Below are 17,426 nucleotides of genomic sequence, written 5' to 3'. Positions count from 1 at the left end.
TCAAAACATTGATTTCATTACGTTTCACGCAGAAATCCCTGCGAATCGGCAGAAATCTGCGACTTGTGCGTGACAAGACAACGGCCGGACCCGGCGACACACGGTGTAACCGGGGTGAAACAAAACGCGGCCGGTGTCAGAGACACCAGCCGCGTTCCGTTTTCGTACTGAGGGCGTGCCCGCGACGGACGCGCGCACTGCGAATCAGAGCGAAGCGACTCGCTTTGACAGGCGCGACATCTTGCGCGCGACGGTGTTCTTGTGGAGCACGCCGCGGGCCACGCCGCGCGCCAGCTCAGGCTGGGCAGCGTGAAGCGCTTCGGCCGCAGCCGCCTTGTCACCACCAGCGATCGCGGCTTCGACCTTCTTGACGAAAGTGCGGATGCGCGAGAGGCGGTTGCCGTTGATCTCGGCACGGTTGGCGTTGCGACGAATGCGCTTACGGGCTTGCGGCGTATTGGCCATGTCTGTCCTGTTTCAAGAGCTCTGTCAGCCCGCTTGCCGCGGGCCGCAAACAATCCGGTTCATCCCGGCAAGGCGACGAACCTCCCGGGAAAGCGCGGCCCATAACCGCGGCATGGCGAATCGTCAACCGTTTGAGACGCGCCGGCGATCAGCCGAGCTTCACGAAGGTGACCGGTAGCCCGTCGCGCGGCTTCGGGATCGGCCAGGGCTGCCAAGCCGGCGCATAGCCCGGTTCCACCTCCACCCGGTAGCGGGTCAGGATATGGTGCACCAGGAGCTTGGTCTGCATTGTCGCGAAATGAAGACCAAGGCACATATGCGCGCCGCCGCCATAGGGAATCCATGCGTACTTATGCCGCGCCGCCACAGCTTCGGGCGTGAAACGCATAGGATCGAAGCGCTCCGGGTCCGGCCACAGCACCGGGTCAGCATGGACGGCCGAGGCGCTGACATCGACATCGGTGCCCGCCGGAATGCGGAAACCGCGGAATGTGAAATCCTTCAGCGCCCGGCGCGGCGTCGATGGCACCGGAGGCATGATTCGCAGCGCCTCCTTCATCGCCATTTCCGCAAGCTCCATCTTGCCCAGCGCATCAAACGCCAGCGGTACGCCGTCACCGCCCGCCGCCGCGCGGGCCTCGGCGCGAAGCTTCTCCTGCCATTCGAGGTTTTTCGCGAGGTGCCAGATCAGCGTGGTGAACGAACTCGTGATGGTGTCGTGCGCCGCCATCATCAGGAAGATCATGTGATCAACCACGACATCCTCGGGGAGCAATTCCCCATCCCCGTCATCCCGCCGCGCCAGCGCGAACTGGCTGAACATGTCCTGCCCCGGATTCGCGCGCCGCTCGCGCAGCAGGCCGGTGAAGTATTCCACCATCAGCTTGCGCCCGGCATAGCCCCGGCCCATCGCGGTGAACGGCAGCGGGCGGCGGATCGGCGCGACGGCGGCCTGCACCATGTCGACGAAGGCCTTGTTGAGCTTGTCCGCTTCGGGCCCGAACGGCAGGCCGAGGAAGCTGGTCGCTGCCGTCTGCAGCGTGAGCGCCTTGATTGCAGGGTAGAACTTGCGCGGCCCCTCCCCCCAGGCCTCGACCCCGGCGGCGATATCGGCGTTGAGCAGGTCGCAATAGTGGCGCATCGGCTCGGGCTTGAAGGCGATGGAGAGCGCCTTGCGGTCCGCCCGGTGCGCGGCGAAATCCATCAGCATGAGCCCGCGCGGGAACAGCAGGTTGAGCACCGGACCCCAGCCCTGCTCGGATGAGAAGATCTTGTCGCGGTCGAACAGCACGAGCTCGTTCGCATCCGGCCCGATGAGGATCACCTGCCGCCGCCCGAACCCGCGCGTGCGGTAAACATCGCCATGCTTGGCGCGCATGCGTTTCCCAAAGCCGATGGGATCGGCCAGCAGCATGAAGGTGGTGCCGACCAGCGGCCAGCCGTCTTCGCCGGGGATCGCGTCGAGCTCGCTTTCGTCCTTCAGGCGGATCCAGTGCGGATTGCCGCGTTCGGACTGCGCATCGTGCGGACGAAGGGACCGCGATTGCGGTGCTGCCAGTGAGGCCACGGGTCTGCTCCTGTAGAATTTGATCCGCTCACGCGGATGGCGGCGCCAGCCCGCTCCCCCGCCCGGCCACCCATTCAGGGTACTCTCGTGGGTGGCCGGGCGGGGGAGCGGGCTGGCGCCGCCCTGTTTCGGCTAGGCCGAAACAGCAATTAACCGGGCGGTTAATGACACACCTGTCAGGTAAGTCAAATCCAGCCGGCAAGCTCCCTGCGGATCAGCGCTTCGAGCATGTCCATACCCGGCTCGCCGGTATTGAGGCAGGTGAGCGCCGCAAAATGCGTACCGCCTGCCGCTTCAAAGTCCTCGCGCCCGCGGATGCCGAGTTCCTCGATCGTCTCGAGGCAATCGGACGAGAAGCCCGGCGCGGCGACGACCATGCGGCGAATGCCGTTCGCGCCCTGCACCTTGATCACATCGTCGGTCGCGGGCTCGAGCCACTTGGCGCGGCCGAAGCGCGACTGGAAGCTGGTGGCAAGCTTGAGGTCGGGGTGCGAGGCGGCAAACCGCTCACCGAGCAGGCGCGCGGTCTTCTGGCAGTGGCAGTGATAGGGATCGCCGAGCCGCAAGGTGCGCTCGGGCATGCCGTGGAAGCTGAAGACCAGCAGCTCGGGCGCGAAATCGAGCGCGGCGATCTGGGCGGAGAGGTCCTTGTGCACGGCGCTGATCGCCAGCGGATCGTCGAAATAGGGTGGCAGCGTGCGCAGCGCGGGCAGGCGGCGGCGATCCTTGATCCAGTTCGCCACGGCATCGAGCGCGCTCGCCGTGGTCGCGCCCGAATACTGCGGATACATCGGCGCAATCAGAATGCGCTCACAGCCCTCCGCCAGCAGCTTGTCGAGCTCGGCCGCCATCGCGGGCTTCTGGTAGCGCATGGCGTAGCGCACGATCACGGTATCGCCCAGATCACTTTCATTGAATCGGGCCTGCAACGCGCGCGCCTGCGCGGCGGTGTGGAACGCCAGCGGCGAGCCGTCCTTGGTCCACACCTGGCTATAGGCATGCGCCGATTTGCGCGGCCGCGTGCGCAGAACCAGTCCGCGCAAGATCGGCTGCCAGAAAATCTGCGGAATCTCCACCACGCGGCGGTCCGAGAGGAACTCGGCCAGATAGCGCCGCACGGCGCCTTCGTCGGGTGCGTCGGGCGTGCCGAGGTTGACCAGGAGCACCCCGATCTTGCCGGTGATAACCCGGGGATGGTCGGCAGGTTTGTCCATGGCGCTGATCAAAGGCCTTCAGAAAGCAGGGGTAGGCGGCGAAAGCGCAGTCCTGTGGCAGAAAACAGCGCGTTGGCAATGGCCGGTGCGACTGCGGTGGTCGCAAGCTCGCCCGGGTCGAACGGTTGCTCGTCCGACTCGGCGAACGCAATATCAACCTTCGGGCAATCGGCAAGCAGCGGCAGGCCCAATTGTGAAAGTCGTCCGGCGGTCGGCAGGCCGGCGGCATAGCCGGTGCTTCCCCCGATCGCCTGCGCCAGCGCGAAGAGCATCCCGCCTTCGACTTGGCTGCGCGCCACATCGACGTTCACGATCCGCCCGATATCGAGCCAGGCCGAAAGCTGATCGACCCGGATCGCGCCTTCTTCCTGCCGCGCGGTGGCGACCACGGCGATGAACCCGCTGCGCAGCCCCTCGGGCGCGGCCAAGTCCATGCGGTGGCAGGCGATCCCCTGGCCCGAGGCATCCGCCCCGCCGCCCCACATCGCCATCCGCGCCGCGCCGACCAGACAGGCGGCAAGCCGCGGCTGGCCGGAAAGCATCCCGATGCGATACGAGAGCGGCTCCGCCCCGCCGAAATGCGCGCATTCGTCAACGAAGCTCTCGGTGAAGAACGCGCCGTAGCCATGGGCATTGCCGCGATAGCGCGCCGTCGGCAGCGGCAGCGAAACCGGCACATGATCGACCGCGCGCTCGGGCACCGCGTAGAGCGGCATCGCCCCTTCGCAGGCGAGCGCATCGGCGCGGCCTTTCGCGGCGGCCTGCGCGTCCACCGCCTCCATGCCGTCCAGCAGCCGGGCGCCCGCCTCGATGGCGGTGGCCGGCAGCGCCATGCGCGTGCGCCAGCCGAGCAGCTGGCGCTTGTCTGGCCCGATCGAGGCAAACAGCAGCGCGGAGACCGGCGTGCGCGGATAGCCGGCGAGCGCTTCCTCCCAGCGGCTCCACATCAGCTGTACCGGGCGGCCCAGCGCCTTGGCGATCTCCACCGCCTCGACCGCAATCCGGCAATCGAGTCGCGCATCGAAGCTGCCACCGGCATGCATAGGATAGACAATCACGTTGCGGCGAGAGACGCCCGCCGCCCGCGCCGCCTGCCGCCGCACCAGTTCGGGCGCCTGTGTCGCGAGCCAGAGCTCGACCTTGCCCCCGGTCAGCCGCGCCGTGGCGGTCGCGGTTTCCAGCGGCGCATGCAGGGCGGGCTCTATATCATAGCGTGCGGTCAGGCTGGGCTTGGCGAGCAAGGCATCGGGATCGCCCTCCGCCATGAGCCGCGTCGCCGTCCCCTTGCGCAGCGCAGTGTCGATCCGGTTCTCCAGCGCGGAAGAATCGGCGATGCGCCCCGCCGCATGAAACCTTGGCTCCATCGCCAGCACCGCCTTGTGCGCGGCATGCCAGGTCTTCGCGGCTGCTGCGACCCAGCGCTTCGACGGCACCACGCCGACCACCCCCGGCACGCTTTCCGCTGCCTTGCGGTCGAAGCTCGAAAGAACGGTATCGCCCTGCGGCCCGTGGACGACTGCGGCGTGGACCATGCCGGGCAGGCGCACATCGCCCGCGAACACGAAACTGCCATCGACCTTGGCCGGCAGATCGAGCCGGGGGAAGCGCGGCCCCCTTCCTGCGGGAAACCCGCCATCGGGGAATTGGCCGGGCCGTTCCTTGGCCGGTTCGGCCCGCAAGGCCGGAGGATTGGGCGGATCATAGCCCATCGCCGCCGGGATCAGCGCGGCAAAGCCCAGCTTCTGCTTACCGTTCACGACAAAGTGGTTCGCGCTATCGAGCGTTTCCCAGCTGACATTCCAGCTGGCGGCTGCCGCCTGCATCAGCATCGCGCGCAGGCCCGCCGCCGCCGCGCGCAAGGGCGCCTCGAACGCGGCGATGGCGGTGCCCTCGGCGGTGATCATCAGCGGCTCGCGCTCGGCGTGGATGCGCGCCAGCCAATCGTCCGGGGTGTCGGCGAGCGCGGGAAGAAGGCGCGGCTGCCAGAGCGGTGCCCAGCGCGCGGCGAGCACCGGATCGCCGTAAACCGGGCTCGGCGGCGCAGGCTCCACCCCCACCCGCTTCCAGTCCGCACCGAGCTCGACTGCCACGATCTGCGCCATCAGCGTGGTCACGCCCTGCCCCATTTCGCAGACCGGCACCGCCACGCTCACCGCGCCATCGGCGGCAAGGCGGATGAAGCTGTCGAACACATGCTCACCCGGCCCGGCCACAAGGGCGCTGGCATGGCGGCGCGGCGAGAGCGCGAAAGCCACGAGCAGCGCACCCGCGCCGCCCGCGCCTATCAGCAGCCCGCGCCTGGTAAGTCTCACGGGGTAATCCTCATGCTTTCTGCGCGTCCAGCCAGTCGAGCACGCGCTGCGCGATCCCGGCAAAGATCGCCGCTTCGGGGCCATCACCTGCCGCACACGGTTCGCCCGCATCGCTCGACTGTCGGATCGACAGGTTCAGCGGCACGCGGCCGAGGAAGGGCAGGCCCATCGTCTTCGCTGCTGCCTCGGCGCCGCCTTGGCCGAAGGGATCGCTGCTCTCGCCGCAATGCGGGCAGACATAGCCCGCCATGTTCTCGACCATGCCGATCAGCGGCACCTCGCCCTGCTCGAACAGGCGGATCGCCCGCGCCGCGTCCATCAGCGCGAGATCCTGCGGGGTCGAGACAATCACTGCGCCCGCGGGCTTGTGCTTCTGGAGCATGGTGAGCTGCACATCGCCCGTGCCCGGCGGCAGATCAACGACGAGGATTTCGGCGTCCCCCCAATGCGCATCGATCAACTGGCCGAGCGCATTGCCCGCCATCGGGCCGCGCCACGCGATCGCCTGCCCCGGCTGGACGAGGTGCCCCATCGACAGCATCGGCACGCCCCACGGGCTTTGCACCGGGTGGATCTTCTGGTTCTCCGCCTCGGGTTTGCGGCCTTCCGTGGCCAACAGGCGTGGCTGCGACGGGCCATAGATGTCGGCGTCGACCAGACCGACCTTTCGCCCGAGCCGCGCCATGGCCACCGCGAGATTGGCAGAAAGCGTCGACTTGCCGACACCGCCCTTGCCCGATCCCACCGCGATGATGCGGCGGGTGACGCGCTCGGCGGTCATCCCCACGCGCACTTCCGCCGCCCCGGCGCCGCGTGCGGCTTCACGCACTTTGGCCTCCAGCGCCTCGCGCGCGGGCCGGTCGAGCCCGCTCACTTCGAGTATGATCGAGGCGGTTTCGCCCTCAGCCCGCGCCGTCTGCAGCCGCGCGCCTGCGGCCATGCGCACCGCCTGTTCCAGTGCTGTCTGATCGAGGCTCAATGCCAGCGTCCCATGTCCTAACGAGCATATGCCCTAACGGACGCCCCCTAGCAGAGGAAATTTGGCAGTGAGACACTGTTTTTAACCGCAGAGCGTACCTATAGTCGTGCCTATGAATTCTTTTGTCGGACGAATGTCGCGGATCGGCCTTGCCATGGCCGGCAAGAAAAGCCCTTGGGGCGCAGGCGAAGCGGAGAGCGGAGAGCCTTCGGGCGAACCTGCGGCCGATGGCGGCGATCCCGCACCGGGAAGCCCGCCCCCGCAGCGCGGCGACGACAAGAGCGGAGGCGGCCCGCGCAACCCGTGGCTGCCGCCCTCGTCGGGGGGCGCCCGCCGCGGGCAGACCCTCGAAGACCTGTTCAAGCGCCACGGCGGTGGTGGTGGCAGTGGCGGCCCCGGTTTCCGCCTGCCCCAGCGCCCCGGCGGCGGCTCATGGGTGCCGGTCGCGGTGGGTCTCGTTGCGCTCGTCTGGCTTGGTGCCACGATGGTTCACCGTGTCTCTCCGCAGGAGAAGGGCGTGGTCACCACCTTCGGTGCCTATAGCCACACCATCGATTCCGGCGTTTCGCTCACGCTGCCCTGGCCGATCCAGGCCGTCAGCGTGGAAGACGTCACCTCGATCCGCCGCGATTCGATCCCCGAAGGCGATGGCGAGCGGCTGATGCTGACGGGCGACCAGAACCTCGTCGACCTCACCTACCTCGTCCGCTGGAACATCAAGGACTTGAAGCTCTACACCTTCCAGCTGGCAGAGCCTGACGCGACGGTGAAGGAAGTGGCCGAGGCGGCCATGCGCCAGTCGATCGCCGAAGTCTCGCTCAACGACGCGATGGGTTCGGGCCGCGCCTCGATCGAGGCCAATGTGCGCGAGCGCATGCAGCGCATTCTCGATGCCTACCGCTCGGGCGTGAAGATCCAGGGCGTGGAGATCAAGAAGACCGATCCGCCGGCCAAGGTCGTCGATGCCTTCAAGGAAGTGCTTGCCGCCCAGCAGGACGCGCAGAGCGAGATCAACCGCGCCGAGCAGTGGGCCAACCAGCTGACCCAGCGCGCGCAGGGTGAGGCGACCGCCTTCGACAAGGTCTACGCCCAGTACAAGCTCGCCCCCGAGGTGACGCGCCGGCGCATGTATTACGAGACGATGGAACGTGTGCTCAGCCAGACCGACAAGGTCATTCTCGAATCCCCCGGGGTCATGCCCTATCTGCCGCTGCCCGGGCTCAAGCAGGCCCCGCCTGCTGATACTGCGGCCAATGCCGGGGAGCGCCGCTAAGATGGAACAGACCCTCATCCGCCTCTGGGAAGAGCAGAAGATCGTCCTCATCACGCTCGCCGTCGCGCTCGTCGCGCTGCTCAGCTGTGTCACCGTGGTGGGCGAGCAGGAGCAGGCGGTGATCGTCCGGCTCGGCGAGCCCAACCGTGTCGTCAACCGCTTCCGCCCCAATGCCGATTTCGGCCAGACGGGCGCGGGCATCGTGCTGCGCATCCCGTTCATCGAGCAGGTGGTGCGGATCGACAAGCGCGTGCTCGATGTCGATCTCGAACGCCAGCAGGTCACTTCGGCCGACCAGCGCCGGCTCGAAGTGGATGCCTACGCCCGCTTCCGCGTGATCGATCCGGTCAAGATGTACGAGACCGCCGGAACGGTCGACAAGGTTGCCGAACAGCTCCAGCCGATCCTCAATTCGGTGCTGCGGCAGGAACTCGGCAAGCGCACCTTCGGCTCGCTGCTCACGGCTGATCGCGGGCAGGCGATGATCAACATCCGCAAGGGGCTCGACAAGGAGGCGCGCGAATACGGCGCGCAGGTGATCGACGTGCGGATCAAGCGGGCGGACCTGCCTGATGGCGCCCCGCTTGAAAGCGCCTTCACCCGCATGACCACCGCGCGCCAGCAGGAAGCCGCGACGATCCGTGCAGGTGGGCAGAAGAACGCGCAGATCATCCGCGCCACGGCAGAAGCCACCGCGGCCAAGGTCTATGCCGAGAGCTTCGGCAAGGACCCGGACTTCTACGACTTCTACCGTGCGATGCAGAGCTACGACGCCACTTTCGCGCAGAAGGGCAGCAGTACGCAGATCGTACTGTCGCCGGACAATGCCTATCTGCGCCAGTTCAAGGGCGGCAAGTAACCGCCCCCGTTTCGGGCCGAAGATGTTATTCAATCCCGGTTCAGGCGCCCAGATGTGAAAGCGGGGTCGCGCGGAATCGGAACAGGGATCAGGTGCGCGGGTTCCCCCCTTGGGCGCTATCCGTCCGCCGCTGAGATGAAGAGGAATTGCCACGTGCGATACGCTTACGGAGTGACTACGGCGCTGCTCCTCGCCGGCAGCGCGCTGACCCTGACGACAGGTTTTCCCGCCGGCGCCCAGGTGGCGCAGAACGATTCGGCGCAGATGCAATCGGTCGTGCCGCGCGGCGGCGCGCCGGCCAGCTTTGCCGATCTCACGCAGCAGCTTCAGCCGGCGGTGGTCAATATTTCGACCCGCCAGCGCGTGAAGGTGCAGAACAACAATCCCTTCGCCGGGACGCCCTTCAGCGATCTGTTCGGTGGCGGCCAGGGCGGCGGCCAGCCGCAGACGCGCGAGGCGCAGTCGCTGGGTTCGGGCTTCCTTGTTTCGGCTGATGGCTATGTCGTCACCAACAACCACGTGATCACCGCCGAAGGCCAGGGTGAGATCGAATCGATCACTGTCACCATGACCGATGGCACCGATTATCCGGCCAAGCTCGTCGGCCGCGATGCGGCTTCCGACCTTGCCGTGCTCAAGATCAGCGGCCCCAAGCCCTTCCCGTTCGTGAAGTTCGGCGATTCGCGCCATGCCCGCGTGGGCGACTGGATCATCGCGATCGGCAACCCGTTCGGTCTTGGCGGCACCGTCACCAGCGGCATCATCTCGGCGGTCTATCGCAACACCGGCTCGGGCTCGGCCTATGATCGCTATCTGCAGACCGACGCCTCGATCAATCGCGGCAACTCGGGTGGCCCGATGTTCGACATGGCCGGCAACGTGATCGGCATCAACAACGCGATCTTCTCGCCCACCGGCGGCAGCGTCGGCATCGGCTTCGCGATCCCCGCCGAAATCGCCGCACCCATCGTCGAAAAGCTGCGCAATGGTCAGGCCATCGAGCGCGGCTACCTCGGCGTGCGCATCCAGCAGCTCTCGGACGACCTTGCCGCCAGCCTCGGCCTTGCCAAGAACCGCGGCGAATTCATCCAGTCGGTCGAACCGAACCAGGGCGCGGCCAAGGCGGGGATGCAGCCGGGCGACGTGGTCGTGCGCGTCGACGGCAAGGACGTGACGCCGGACCAGACACTCTCGTTCATCGTCGCCAATACCGCGCCCGGCAAGCGCATCCCGATCGACCTCATCCGCAACGGCCAGCGCCTTACCGTGCAGGCGATCGTCGGCAAGCGGCCGAGCGAGGAAGAGCTCGCCCAGCAGACCTTCGATCCCGATGCGCAGCAGGGCGACGACAACGGCTTCGGCGGCGGCCAGGCCAAGCCGAGCAAGCCAGCAGGCCCTGTCGTCCAGCAGGCGCTCGGCATCGCGGCAATCCCGCTCACCCCGCAGATCGCCCGCCAATTGGGCGCGAGCGAGGACACCAAGGGCGTGGTGATCACTGCGGTCGACGATTCGGCGGACGCGGCGGCCAAGGGCCTGCAGCGGGGCGACATCGTGCTCTCGGCCAATTACAAGCCGGTCGTCACTGCCGCCGATCTCGAAGCCGTGGTGCGCCAGGCCAAGACCGAAAACCGCGAGGCGGTGCTCCTGCGCATCCAGCGCCGCGGTCAGCCGCCGGTCTACATGCCGATCCGCATCCGCTGATTGGCGAAAAAGCAAAGGAGGGGTCGGCGGACACAGGTTCGCCGGCCCCTTTCCTTTGTCGTCAGCCGGTCGGCCACTGCGCCAGTATCGTCGCCGCGTCGAAATAGTCGCGCCAGTAGGTGATCTTGCCATCGTGGACCTCGAACACCCCGGTCACTGGCAACTCGACCCACTTGTCCGCGAGCCCCCTCTTGTCTGCTAGCAGATGCCGGTCGAGCCGTTCCAGCACCACAAGCGGCCCCGAGGCCAGTTCGCGCATGATGCGGAACTCGTTCTCCAGGGTCGGCGAAAAGAAGGGTTCCAGCACCGCGCGAACGCCGGCAGGTCCGGTCACCGTGCCGATCGGCGGCGGATTGGTGTATTCGCAGGAATCCGCGACAAATTGCAGCGCGCTATCGTAATCGAGCGGCTCCATCGCCTTCATGAAGGCCTTGACGGTTTCAAGCGGGGTCATTGGTCCTCTCCTTTTCTGTGCGCCGGGAGGACCATGAACCGGCCAGGGAATGCTGCCAATTACCTCGGGCGTTATAGCGGCAGGTACTCCGGCTGCGCAGGCGGCAGCAGCAAGTGCCGAAACAGCGCCTCGGTCTCGGCATCGGCGGGAAACAGCGTCTCGATCCTGAGCTCGTCGGTCGTCACATCCTGCGCGGTGCCGAAGGTGGCGATCACCGCGAACAGCGCCAGCCGCTGCTCGCCCAGCGCCAGCTTGAACGGCACCACCGGCAGCAGCGCGCTATCCATCGCCGACCACAGCACCTCGGGCTCCTGGAATGGCGCCAGCTCGTCGAGCACCGCCTGCATGTCTGCCCCGCCCAGCTCATGCGCCTCGCGCGTCGCACGCTGCCACAGCAGCGGACCGACTGCGGCCCAGTTGGTCACCAGCGAGCGGATGCCTTGCGGGTGGAAAAACAGGCGCATCAGGTTCCGCGTCCCATCCCCCACCCGCTCCCAGAGATCGGCGCCGAGCAGCGCCGTCAGCGCCTCGAACGGACGATTGGCAATCAGGACGTTCCACGCCCGGTCGAGCGCCAGCGCCGGATAGGGTTCGTGCGCGCTCAGCATCATGCGCACCGCCCCCATCACTTGCGCCATCTGCGGATCATCGAGCGTGCGCGCGGCGTAGAGTGGCGCGAAGCCGGCTGCAGTCAGCCAGAGGTTGCGCGTCCGCAGCGGCACGTCGAGCGCCTCGCTCAGCTGCAGGATCATCGCCCGGCTCGGATTTGCCCGAGAGGATTCGAGGAAACTGATATGGCGCTGGGAAACGCCCGATGTCAGCGCCAGGTCCAATTGCGACCACCGCCGCTTCTGCCGCCATTCGCGCAGTAGCCGCGCGAATCCATCCATTCCCATGTCCATGACGCGAGTGTCGCAGCGCGGCGGCAGCGCTTCAATAACCCCGGAGGTAATTGATTCGCTCCCGCCGCCTCTGCCACCAGATCGCCGGATACAAGGAGAGCATGTGCATGAGCCCCTTCTGGCAAGCCTGGTTCCAGTTCTGGCTGGTTTCGATGATCGTGTTCGCGCTCATCGTCGCTGGCGGTGCCCTTCCCGGCACCGACGCGCCGCTGCGCATGGGACTGGCGCTCACCAGCATGGGCCCGCCGACGGACCTCACGCCCGCCGGCCGGTTCATGATCGGCATTCTTGGCGGCGTGTTCCTCGGCTGGATGGTGATGTTCGCGCTCGTGCTGCGGCAGGCCGTCGCCATGGGCCGCGCCGGACGGCCGCTCTGGCTCGCCGCCACGGTCGGCATGGCATCATGGTACGCGCTCGACAGCACCTTGTCCGTCGCCACCGGATTCGGGCTCAACGTCGTGCCCAACACGCTGGCACTGGCCATGTTCCTGATCGGCGTCGCAGGGAGCAAGGTGCTCGCCCGCGACGGCTGAGCAGGGTCAGTTCGGCTTCGGGCTCGCTGCGGGCTTGGGCCGCGGACGCGCCGCCGGATCGGTCTGCTTGCCCGTTGCGCGGCTGAGAAAATCGTCGCCAGCCGCAGGCGGACCGTCGGGCACCGTGATGCCCTGCTCGCCGCCAGGCATCGGACCATCTCCTCCCGGCACGCGGTTCTGCCCGCTGCCCTGGGCCCCCGGCTCGACGATGTTACCATCGGGATCGGCGTAGAAATAACCGTCCGGATTGGCCTGCATCACCTCGTCATCGGGCTCGAGCTGCCACTGCGGCAGCTTGAGATCGGTGTCGAACTTCTCCGGCGGTCGCTTGGCCGTGGCGATCTTCATGTAGGCGGCAAAGGCGCGTGCGGGCGCGGTGCCGCCCTGCAGGCCCGGAACCGGACGCGCATCGTCGCGGCCCATCCACACGCCGGTGGTGATCCCGCTCGAGAAACCGAGGAACCAGCCGTCCTTGTTTGAGCTCGTGGTGCCGGTCTTGCCCGCGACAGGCCGCCCGATCTGCGCCGCGCGGCCGGTGCCGATGCTCACTGCCGATTGCAGCAGATCGGTGATCCCCGCCGCGACGAAGTTCGGCACCAGCTGCTGCGCCGGATCGGGGCGGTGGCTGTAGAGCACTTCGCCCTCGGTCGAGGTGATCTTGCGGATGCCGTAAGGGGTCACCGCCGTGCCCTTGGCCTGGACTGCCGCGAACGCGCGCACCATGTCGATCACGCGCACGTCGGAAGAGCCGAGCACCATCGAGGGCAGCGTGTTGATCGGTGTGGTGATGCCAAAGCGGCGCGCCATGTTGGCGACAGCGCCAAAGCCGACTTCGTTGCCGAGCTGCGCCGCCACCGTGTTCTTCGAATAGGCAAAAGCGCTGCGCACGTCGATCTCGCCGGCATAGGTCCCGCCCGAATTGCGCGGGCTCCAGCCGTCGATCGTCACCGGTTCGTCCTTGACCTTGGCGTCGGGCGTATACCCCGCTTCCAGTGCGGCAAGATAGACGAAGAGCTTCCACGCCGAGCCCGGCTGGCGCACCGAATTGACCGCGCGGTTGTAGTTCGAAGTCACGTAATCGGTGCCGCCAACCATCGCCAGCACCGCTCCGTCACGGTCGAGGCTGACCAGCGCGCCTTGCGCGCCCTTGGGCACATTGGCCTGAATCGCATCGGTCGCGGCGTGCTGTGCGGCGGGGTCCAGCGTCGTCCACACCTCGATCGGCTGGTCGTTGTCCGGCAGCAGCAGATCGAGCTGCGGCAGCACCCAGTCCGTGAAGTACCGGGCCGAATTCTGGCCTTGCTCGGCGGCAAGCTTCACCGCCTTGAGATCGACCGCCGCTGCCTCTGCGGGCGTGATCGCGCCGGCGTCCTGCATCGTCTGCACCACGACCTTGGCGCGGTCCACCGCGGCACGGGCATCGGCGGTCGGTGAATAGTGCGAAGGCGCCTTGACGAGGCCCGCGATGATCGCCGCCTCGGCAAGGTTCAGCTGCTCGCCCGAATGGCCGAAGAATTTGCGCGCTGCCGAATCGACGCCATAGGCGCCGCCGCCGAAATAGACCTTGTTGAGATAGAGCTCGAGCACCTGGTCCTTGGAGAACTTTGCCTCGATCGCCATCGCCAGCAGCGCTTCGCGGATCTTGCGATCGAACGTGCGGCTGTTGTTGAGGAAGATGTTGCGCGCCAGCTGCTGCGTGATCGTCGAGCCGCCCTGCCGCCAGTGCCCGGTCTGGATACGCACCACAACCGAGCGCACGATGCCGATGGGATCGACGCCCCAGTGATCGCGGAAACGCCGGTCCTCGACCGAGATCATCGCGTCCTTGAGCGTCTGCGGAATGCGCTCATAAGGCACCCAGCGCCCGTAGCTCGGCCCCAGCGTCACGATCTCGGAGCCGTCACTCGCGCGCACGACGATGGTCTGCCCGGTCTGGGTCGACTTCATCCGTTCGTAGCTGGGCAGCGATCGCTCGGTAACGAAGACCGCTATGGCCAGCGCCATTGCGCCCAGCAGCGTGAGCGCGGTGCCCCACACCAGCAGGCGCCGCAGCCACCGGCTCAGGAACGAACGCTCTTCCGGATCACGCCGGCGCCGCGAAGACGAGCGCTCCGGTTCGGAACGGTTTGGGAAGTCCCGTCTGGCCATCAGCTTTGCGTCAACTCCCTCATGCAGGCCGCCCGCTCGTCATGGTGGGCACGCCTCATCGCGGCGCGTGATGCATAGGCGATTCGGAACACAGGGTTAACCCGCAGGATATGATTGCGTCGGGGACAATCGTAACGGGCCAAAGCCTGCCGCGCAGACCCTTCAGTCTTCTTCCGGGGTGAAATCGAGCGCCGCACTGTTCATGCAGTAGCGCAGGCCCGTCGGCCCGGGGCCATCGGGGAACACGTGGCCGAGATGCCCGTCGCAGCGCGCGCAGCGCACTTCGGTGCGGATCATGCCGTGGCTCACATCGCGGTGCTCGTCGACCGCTTCGGGATCAACCGGCGCGGTGAAGCTCGGCCAGCCCGAGCCGCTATCGTACTTTGTGTCGCTCTCGAACAGCGGCGCCCCGCAGCCGGCGCAGTGATACTGGCCGGTGAGCTTGTTCTTTTCATACTTGCCGGTGAAGGCCCGCTCGGTGCCGCCCTGGCGCAGGACCTGGTACTGCTCGGGCGAGAGCCGGGCGCGCCACTCGGCATCGGTCAGGTTCATCTTGTCGGGCATGGCTGGGATCATCCTGTCTCGGGGAGGAAAGCGGGAATTTCTGACGCGGATATGGGAAGCGCCTGCCCGCTCGGCAAGCGGGCCATCAAGGCATCCGCGCCCGATCAGTGCAGATGTTCGACAAGCAGCACCGTGCCATCGGCGCCCGTCACCCGCATCCGCGTGCCGGGCTGCGCATCGGGCCCGCGCGCGAGCCATTCGGTATCGCCGTGACGCACGCGCCCCATCCCGCCTTCCGGGCCGCCCTCGATCACATGGGTGACGACCACGCTTTGCCCGATGATCTGTCCGCCGCGGTCGTTGAGCAGTGGATCGGCGCTCGCCACCGGATGGCGCAGCACCCAGCGCCGCCCTGCGGCCAGCGCCAGCGCGCAGAGCACGACGAAGAGGATGATCTCGCCCTCGAGCCCGACCGGCATCGTCGCCGCGACCAGGCCGGTCAGCAGCGCCGCCGCCGCCAGCCAGATCAGGAAATAGCCCGGCGCCACGATCTCGGCGATGGCGAGCGCCACGCCCAGCGCCATCCAGCCCCAATGCAGGCCGAGAAGCTGCGTCACGAGCGCCATGACTTCAGCCCTGCACCGGCGGCGCCGGCGGGCTGGGGGGTGGCGGCGGCACCACGCGCGGCACGCGCGGACCAGCTGGCGGCGCACCCGGCCCACCCGGCTTCACGCCGACCGCATCGTTGATCAGATCCCCGATCCCGCCCAGCGCGCCGACCAGCTGTGTCGCCTCGATCGGGAAGAGGATCGTCTTGGCATTGGGCGAGGTGGCAAACTCCTTGACCGCCTCGACGTATTTCTGCGCGACGAAGTAATTGAGCGCCTGCGTGCCGGACGAAGCAATGGCTTCCGAAACCACCGCAGTCGCTCGCGCTTCGGCTTCGGCCGAGCGTTCGCGCGCCTCTGCATCGCGGAACGCGGCTTCCTTGCGCCCCTCGGCCTCAAGGATTTGCGCCTGCTTCTGGCCCTCGGCCTTCAGGATTTCGGACGCGCGCGAACCTTCCGCCTCGAGGATCTGCGCGCGCTTCTCGCGTTCGGCCTTCATCTGGCGTGCCATCGCATTGGAAATGTCTGCAGGCGGGCGAATATCCTTGATCTCCACGCGGGTGATCTTGAGGCCCCACGGCGAAGTGGCATGATCGACCACATTCAGCAGCCGCGCATTGATCTCGTCGCGCTTGGAAAGCGTCTCGTCGAGGTCCATCGAGCCCATCACCGTGCGCAGGTTCGTCGTCGTCAGCTGCATGATCGCGACATAGAGGTTGGAAACCTCGTAGGCCGCCTTGCCCGCATCGAGCACCTGGAAAAAGACGATCGCATCGACCCCGACCATGGCGTTATCGCGGGTGATGATCTCCTGCCCCGGAATATCGAGCACCTGCTCCATCATGTTCACCTTGTGGCCGACCCGGTCGATGAACGGCACGATGAAATGGAGCCCCGGCTGCGCCGCGAGCGAGAAGCGACCCAGCCGCTCGATCGTGTAGACATGGCCCTGGCGCACCACCCGGATACCCATGGCCAGATAGACCACCGCCAACCCCACGATCAGGATCAGTACCGCTTCCACGCCCAGTCCCCTCCACGCTTGTCTATCGGCACAACCTACCGCAATCGCAGCGCTTTAGTAGTGCGATTTCGCATCCGGCGCGGCGAGATCGTAGCAGTGCCGGATGTCGTAGTTGTCCACCCCGCCGGGCCGGCTCGCCACTTCGGCGCGCATGGCATCGCGCGCGGCTTCGACGGCTGCATCCGCCCCGTCGCCGCTTTTGCCTGCGGCGATCTGGGCGTCGCGGGCGCGGGTCGCGAGGACTTGCGCGAGCGTCTGGAGATCGCGCGCGGCGGCGGTGTCCGGCCCCTTGGTCCGTTCCTCTTCCCAGGCGAGCGTCAGGATCGCGGCGCATTGCGCGAGGTCAGGGGTCTGCAGCGGCGGGACTGCGGCATCAAGCCGGGCGAGGCAGGGCCTGACCTCACCAGCCAGTTCGCGGTCGGGCTCAGGGTTGGCGGGATCGGCCGCCGCCCTTCGCTGCATCGCGGTCACTTCGGCGATGAGCAGCGCACGGACCGCTTCCTGCGTCATCCCGCCCTGCTCGACCGCGCGCGCGCCGGTGTCGGCAAAGAAGCGTTTGCCACGCACCGCCAGCGCCGGCAGCGCCAGCGCCGCCGCACTGCCCCGCGCTTGCTCGGACGCGGCGATCGCGAAGGCCGCCGCGCAGTGCAGATCGGCCTTCAGCGCGGCGTCGGGTACAGCAGGCGCACCGGGCGCGGCCGCCAGCGGCGAGGTGACAAGCGCGAGGATCAGCGCGGCGGCGGAGAGGAAACGCAGCATCGCCGCCAGCATAGGGAGCGAGCGGCGCGCCGTCAGCCACTAATGCGCAAGGCAAAAAAACGGCCGCGGACAATCCAGGGAGATTGTGCCGCAGCCGTGTGAGGGGCGCGCTTCAGGGTGTGGG

General features: G+C 67.2%; 16 protein-coding genes. 4 read left to right on the top strand and 12 right to left on the bottom strand.

Annotated elements, in window-relative coordinates:
- Positions 1–204 precede the first annotated feature (204 nt).
- The 5 genes from rpsT to Q0082_RS06100 all read right to left on the bottom strand — a co-directional run bounded on the left by rpsT (position 205) and on the right by Q0082_RS06100 (position 6,339).
- Positions 205–465, bottom strand: coding sequence for a 30S ribosomal protein S20 (gene rpsT / locus Q0082_RS06120; RefSeq protein ID WP_054123826.1), 261 nt, complete (start codon positions 463–465; stop codon positions 205–207).
- A 148-nt stretch (positions 466–613) separates the two neighbouring features.
- Positions 614–2,032, bottom strand: coding sequence for a cytochrome P450 (locus Q0082_RS06115; protein WP_298190886.1), 1,419 nt, complete (start codon positions 2,030–2,032; stop codon positions 614–616).
- Positions 2,033–2,217: 185 nt separating this feature from the next.
- The gene (gene hemH / locus Q0082_RS06110; RefSeq protein WP_298190884.1) at positions 2,218–3,246 is read right to left on the bottom strand and encodes a ferrochelatase; all 1,029 of its coding nucleotides are present in this window, start codon (positions 3,244–3,246) and stop codon (positions 2,218–2,220) included.
- Between the two features lie 8 nt (positions 3,247–3,254).
- Positions 3,255–5,558, bottom strand: coding sequence for a molybdopterin cofactor-binding domain-containing protein (locus Q0082_RS06105; RefSeq protein WP_298190883.1), 2,304 nt, complete (start codon positions 5,556–5,558; stop codon positions 3,255–3,257).
- A 10-nt stretch (positions 5,559–5,568) separates the two neighbouring features.
- Positions 5,569–6,339 (bottom strand): Mrp/NBP35 family ATP-binding protein, encoded by a 771-nt coding sequence (locus tag Q0082_RS06100; protein WP_298190927.1) that lies wholly within the window; start codon positions 6,337–6,339, stop codon positions 5,569–5,571.
- 331 nt (positions 6,340–6,670) lie between these two features.
- On the opposite strand from Q0082_RS06100, the gene hflK reads away from it, so the two are divergent.
- From hflK to Q0082_RS06085, 3 genes are all read left to right on the top strand, one after another.
- Positions 6,671–7,810, top strand: a complete 1,140-nt coding sequence (gene hflK / locus Q0082_RS06095) for an FtsH protease activity modulator HflK (RefSeq protein WP_298190881.1) — start codon at positions 6,671–6,673, stop codon at positions 7,808–7,810.
- Between the two features lies 1 nt (position 7,811).
- On the top strand, positions 7,812–8,669 hold the full coding sequence (locus Q0082_RS06090; RefSeq protein ID WP_298190880.1) for a protease modulator HflC: 858 nt from the start codon (positions 7,812–7,814) through the stop codon (positions 8,667–8,669).
- Between the two features lie 153 nt (positions 8,670–8,822).
- The gene (locus tag Q0082_RS06085) at positions 8,823–10,370 is read left to right on the top strand and encodes a Do family serine endopeptidase (protein WP_298190879.1); all 1,548 of its coding nucleotides are present in this window, start codon (positions 8,823–8,825) and stop codon (positions 10,368–10,370) included.
- Positions 10,371–10,431: 61 nt separating this feature from the next.
- Here the strand turns inward: Q0082_RS06085 and Q0082_RS06080 are convergent, their stop codons facing one another.
- Together Q0082_RS06080 and Q0082_RS06075 are read right to left on the bottom strand one after the other, a co-directional pair.
- Entirely contained in the window at positions 10,432–10,824 is a 393-nt protein-coding gene (locus Q0082_RS06080) for a limonene-1,2-epoxide hydrolase family protein (RefSeq protein WP_298190878.1), read from the bottom strand.
- Positions 10,825–10,895: 71 nt separating this feature from the next.
- Positions 10,896–11,714 carry a helix-turn-helix transcriptional regulator gene (locus Q0082_RS06075; RefSeq protein WP_298190876.1) on the bottom strand — a complete coding sequence of 273 codons (819 nt, stop codon included), beginning with the start codon at positions 11,712–11,714 and terminating at the stop codon, positions 10,896–10,898.
- 119 nt (positions 11,715–11,833) lie between these two features.
- Here Q0082_RS06075 and Q0082_RS06070 point away from each other — a divergent pair, with 119 nt between their 5' ends.
- The gene (locus Q0082_RS06070; protein WP_298190874.1) at positions 11,834–12,259 is read left to right on the top strand and encodes a hypothetical protein; all 426 of its coding nucleotides are present in this window, start codon (positions 11,834–11,836) and stop codon (positions 12,257–12,259) included.
- Between the two features lie 6 nt (positions 12,260–12,265).
- Here Q0082_RS06070 and Q0082_RS06065 read toward each other — a convergent pair whose 3' ends face one another.
- From Q0082_RS06065 to Q0082_RS06045, 5 genes are all read right to left on the bottom strand, one after another.
- Entirely contained in the window at positions 12,266–14,407 is a 2,142-nt protein-coding gene (locus Q0082_RS06065) for a PBP1A family penicillin-binding protein (RefSeq protein ID WP_298190872.1), read from the bottom strand.
- Positions 14,408–14,569: 162 nt separating this feature from the next.
- Positions 14,570–14,971, bottom strand: a complete 402-nt coding sequence (gene msrB, locus Q0082_RS06060) for a peptide-methionine (R)-S-oxide reductase MsrB (protein ID WP_298190870.1) — start codon at positions 14,969–14,971, stop codon at positions 14,570–14,572.
- Positions 14,972–15,075: 104 nt separating this feature from the next.
- Positions 15,076–15,537: an NfeD family protein gene (locus Q0082_RS06055; protein WP_298190868.1), complete on the bottom strand. Its 462-nt coding sequence runs from the start codon at positions 15,535–15,537 to the stop codon at positions 15,076–15,078.
- Positions 15,538–15,541: 4 nt separating this feature from the next.
- Positions 15,542–16,492 (bottom strand): SPFH domain-containing protein, encoded by a 951-nt coding sequence (locus tag Q0082_RS06050; RefSeq protein WP_298190925.1) that lies wholly within the window; start codon positions 16,490–16,492, stop codon positions 15,542–15,544.
- A gap of 105 nt (positions 16,493–16,597) precedes the next feature.
- The gene (locus Q0082_RS06045) at positions 16,598–17,314 is read right to left on the bottom strand and encodes a hypothetical protein (protein ID WP_298190867.1); all 717 of its coding nucleotides are present in this window, start codon (positions 17,312–17,314) and stop codon (positions 16,598–16,600) included.
- Positions 17,315–17,426 lie beyond the last annotated feature (112 nt).

The organism is Novosphingobium sp. (genome assembly GCF_027489515.1).
Classification (GTDB): domain Bacteria; phylum Pseudomonadota; class Alphaproteobacteria; order Sphingomonadales; family Sphingomonadaceae; genus Novosphingobium.
Note: the sequence above shows the minus strand (reverse complement) of the source record. Positions and strands in the feature narration are given on the sequence as shown.

Excerpts from the sequence above, each read along its gene's own strand:
- rpsT (WP_054123826.1), bottom strand. The coding sequence starts at position 465 with ATGGCCAATACGCCGCAAGCCCGTAAGCGCATTCGTCGCAACGCCAAC.
- hemH (WP_298190884.1), bottom strand. The coding sequence starts at position 3,246 with ATGGACAAACCTGCCGACCATCCCCGGGTTATCACCGGCAAGATCGGG.
- Q0082_RS06100 (WP_298190927.1), bottom strand. The coding sequence starts at position 6,339 with ATGACCGCCGAGCGCGTCACCCGCCGCATCATCGCGGTGGGATCGGGC.
- hflK (WP_298190881.1), top strand. The coding sequence starts at position 6,671 with ATGTCGCGGATCGGCCTTGCCATGGCCGGCAAGAAAAGCCCTTGGGGC.
- Q0082_RS06090 (WP_298190880.1), top strand. The coding sequence starts at position 7,812 with ATGGAACAGACCCTCATCCGCCTCTGGGAAGAGCAGAAGATCGTCCTC.
- Q0082_RS06080 (WP_298190878.1), bottom strand. The coding sequence starts at position 10,824 with ATGACCCCGCTTGAAACCGTCAAGGCCTTCATGAAGGCGATGGAGCCG.
- Q0082_RS06075 (WP_298190876.1), bottom strand. The coding sequence starts at position 11,714 with ATGGATGGATTCGCGCGGCTACTGCGCGAATGGCGGCAGAAGCGGCGG.
- Q0082_RS06070 (WP_298190874.1), top strand. The coding sequence starts at position 11,834 with ATGAGCCCCTTCTGGCAAGCCTGGTTCCAGTTCTGGCTGGTTTCGATG.
- Q0082_RS06065 (WP_298190872.1), bottom strand. The coding sequence starts at position 14,407 with ATGGCCAGACGGGACTTCCCAAACCGTTCCGAACCGGAGCGCTCGTCT.
- msrB (WP_298190870.1), bottom strand. The coding sequence starts at position 14,971 with ATGCCCGACAAGATGAACCTGACCGATGCCGAGTGGCGCGCCCGGCTC.
- Q0082_RS06055 (WP_298190868.1), bottom strand. The coding sequence starts at position 15,537 with ATGGCGCTCGTGACGCAGCTTCTCGGCCTGCATTGGGGCTGGATGGCG.
- Q0082_RS06050 (WP_298190925.1), bottom strand. The coding sequence starts at position 16,492 with ATGGGTATCCGGGTGGTGCGCCAGGGCCATGTCTACACGATCGAGCGG.
- Q0082_RS06045 (WP_298190867.1), bottom strand. The coding sequence starts at position 17,314 with ATGCTGGCGGCGATGCTGCGTTTCCTCTCCGCCGCCGCGCTGATCCTC.